This window comes from Chitinophaga eiseniae (genome assembly GCF_900167135.1).
Classification (GTDB): Bacteria; Bacteroidota; Bacteroidia; order Chitinophagales; family Chitinophagaceae; genus Chitinophaga; species Chitinophaga eiseniae.
Genome location: NZ_FUWZ01000022.1, coordinates 1 through 3,594 on the forward strand (window position 1 = coordinate 1; position 3,594 = coordinate 3,594).

The window sequence follows — 3,594 nt, forward strand, 5'->3', positions numbered from 1 at the left end:
GCGGGCCATGCAGGAGCAGCACCGGTCATACTGGAAGAGCGTTTTTGCGGATGGCGTGCCCTTGCTGCACTTACCCCTGGATTATAAACGTCCGTTGATAAAGGACGATAAAGGTGGTGTTGTCCGTTTTTCCCTGAGCAGGGAAGAGGTATCAGCTTTACAGGCGCTGGCGTCCCGGTCGCAGTCCACCCTTTTTATGGTGATGTTGTCATTGTACAACGTGCTGCTGTCACGCGTTTGCAACCAGGATGATATTGTTGTGGGCACATCGGTGTCCGGTCGTTATCATGCTGATCTGGAACCACTGACCGGCATGTTTGTCAATACGCTCCCTTTACGCCATCATCCGCATGGGGACCAGTCTTTTCTGTCGTTTTTAACGACGGTGCGGGACCGTACGCTGGAGAGTTTTGAGCATCAGTCTTACCCGCTGGAGGCAATGGTGGAAGATCTTTCGCCGGAGCGTGACACGAGCCGCAGCCCGTTGTTTGACGTGATGTTTGGCTATGAGAACATAGATGTGACGACGCTGGCCATACCGGGATTGAAGCTGGAGCCTTACCTGCATGAAGAGTATGCTTCCAAATTTGATCTGACACTGACCGTCAGTGAGCGGGGCGATGATCTGCAGCTGGATTTTGAATACGCCGCCTCCTTATTCAACAGCAGCACGGTCCACCGGTTGATCACCTATTTTAAAAATATTGTACGGGCAGTTATCGCAGACAATGAAGTGTTATTGTCAGCTATCGTTATGCTTCCCGAAGCGGAGGAGCACACGCTGTTGCACGTGTTTAACAATACAGCGCGTTCATACGGGAACACCACTTTTCCGGATGTTTTTAAAGACCAGGCAGCACTTTATCCGCATCATATTGCAGCGACATACCGTGGCGTTGACACAGATTACCGCACACTGCATGAAACATCCAACAGGATGGCGCATTACCTGCATTCAATAGGACTGCCTGCGGGAGCTGTCGTTCCGTTGCTTTTGGACCGTGGCGTCGATCTGTTGTCATGGATTATTGGTATTCAGAAAGCAGGCGGGGTATTTATTGCCCTGGATACCCGTCATCCCGCAGACCGTATTGCCGGTATACTGGATGGCTGTAATCCGGCACTGGTGGTAACGGAAGAAAAATATACAGGTCTGTTAAAGGCCGGTTGTCCGATGGTATTGCACGAAACTGTGGCTACGACAGCACATGACCGGTCTGTCAGCGATTGGATGAGCAGGAAGGCGGCGGACATTGCGTATGCCGCGTATACGTCCGGGTCTACCGGTGTGCCGAAAGGTGTGTTGTTACACCATGGGGGAATGATGAACCACTTTCACGGGTTGAAGGAATTGCTGGGGCTAACATCGGATGACAGGTTTGCACAAACGGCAGAATGCAGCTTTGATGTTTATCTTGTTCAGATGCTGCTGGCGTTGACGGTGGGTGGTTGTACGCATATCATCGACAGGGACGTGATGCTGGATGCCGGTCTTCTTTCAGCGGAGCTGGTGGCCGGCGATATTACTATCCTGGAGGTTGTTCCGTCTGTGGTCCGTTTGCTGGTAAATGCGGCTCCTTTGCCATTAGGAAAGCTTCGCTGGGTTATCTCCACAGGGGAGGCGCTGAGCAGGGAGTTGGCGGTTGCCTGGTACAGATGTTACCCGGATGTGCGGTTGCTGAACCTCTACGGGCCGGCTGAAACCTCAGACGATGCTACTTATTATATTGTTCCACCAGATTTACAGGAGCAGGGAGTGGGGAACGTGCCTATTGGCCAGCCTTTGCCCAATTTTCACATACATGTGCTGGATGCTGCCCGGAACCTGTGCCCGGTAGGGGTAAGCGGGGAGATCTGTATTGCTGGTCCGGGTGTGGGAAAAGGTTATATCGCAGATGTTTCGCTGACGGCGTCGAAGTTTGTACCGAACCCTTTCGCCAGCCATGATACATCGGATGCTTATGCTGTAATGTACCGGACAGGTGACGTAGGGTACCGGGACGAACAAGGCATGATCTATCTCACCGGCCGGATAGATAATATGATAAAGATCCGTGGCGCGCGGATAGAGACAGGCGACATCGAGGCTTTGCTGTTGCAGTTCGCCGGTATCAGGGATGTATTGGTGTTAAGCCGTGAAAACAAAGAACAGCAATACCTGGCAGCCTATTATATCGCGGAGGGGGAAATAGACGCGGCCGTCCTGGCGGCCTATTTAACCGGTAAGCTGCCGGAGTATATGGTGCCAACTGCATACGTGCATTTAACCGCATTTCCGCTTACGCTCAGCGGCAAAGTAAATAAACGCGAACTGCCGGAACCTGTATTTGGCAGCGAAGCATTCCAGGCGCCTGTTACCGATGAGGAAATACTTCTCGCCGGGATATGGTGCAAGATACTGGGCATGGCGCGTGTGGGAACAGCTGATAACTTTTTCTCCCTGGGCGGTGATTCCATTAAATCCATCCAGATTATTTCACGCGTACGTGCGGCCGGATACGAGTTATCCATGAAAGATATTTTTGCCAATCAGACCATTGCCGGATTGGCGAGGTGCCTGAAAGTGCTGCGGGCACAACCCCGGCAGGATATCGTAAAAGGCGAGGCGGCACTGACGCCGGTACAACGCTTTTTCTTTGACGGGCCGGCAGCAGGGGATGCGCATTTCAACCAGTCCGTGATGCTGCATTTCCCCCAGGGCATTACCGCCGGCGAGGTACAACAGATTTTTGGTTACCTGCAACAGCATCATGATGCGCTGCGCATCGTGATAAAAGAAACCGCCGAAGGCTTGCGGCTGGACACTAAGCCGGAGCAGCCTGTATCGCTGACGGTATATGATGCATATAACGAGGCCGCCTGTACGGCTTTGCAGGGAAGCATGGACCTCACTGCGGGCCCGTTGATGAAACTGGGGCTGTTCCGGGAAAAAGATGGCAGCCACCTGCTGATCGTGGTCCATCATCTCGTGACCGATGGCGTTTCCTGGCGTATCCTGCTGGAAGACATGGCCACGTTGTACGGCCAGTTACAACAAAAACAAACATTATCGCTGCCCGGCAAAACCACTCCTTTTCTTTCATGGTCCGCCCACCTGCACCACTACATGGAGAGCGCCTCATTCCGCAGCGGGCGCGCCTACTGGCAGGCGCAGGAAAAAAGAGGGCTTCAGGGCTTCATTCCCCGCGACATGCCGGAGGGCAGCAACCGCGGAGAGGAAATGCGGACCGTACGTTTCACGCTGGACAGTATGCGTACGCACGAGTTACTGCGACAGGCGCCGGACACTTTCCGTACATCGGTGGAAGAGGTGTTGCTGGCGGCTTTTGTTGCCGCTGTGGCGCAGCAATACGGACAGCAACAGGTGTGTGTGGACCTGGAAGGCCATGGCCGGGAAGAAATATTGCCCGGCGTGGACATAAGCCGGACAGTTGGCTGGTTTACGAGCATTTACCCGGTGATGCTGGAGCTAAAAGGAACAACGTGGAGCGACCGGCTGCGTCATGTAAAAGAGACGCTGCGTACCATTCCCAATAAAGGGATCGACTACCTGCTCTGCCGGTATTACGATAACAGCCTGGCCGATGCTGAAGC

General features: G+C 53.5%; 1 protein-coding gene. It reads left to right on the top strand.

Going from position 1 to position 3,594, the window contains the following annotated elements:
- Positions 1-3,594 (top strand): non-ribosomal peptide synthetase (locus B5D63_RS34445; protein ID WP_143313388.1); only part of this gene is annotated, 3,594 nt, incomplete at both ends.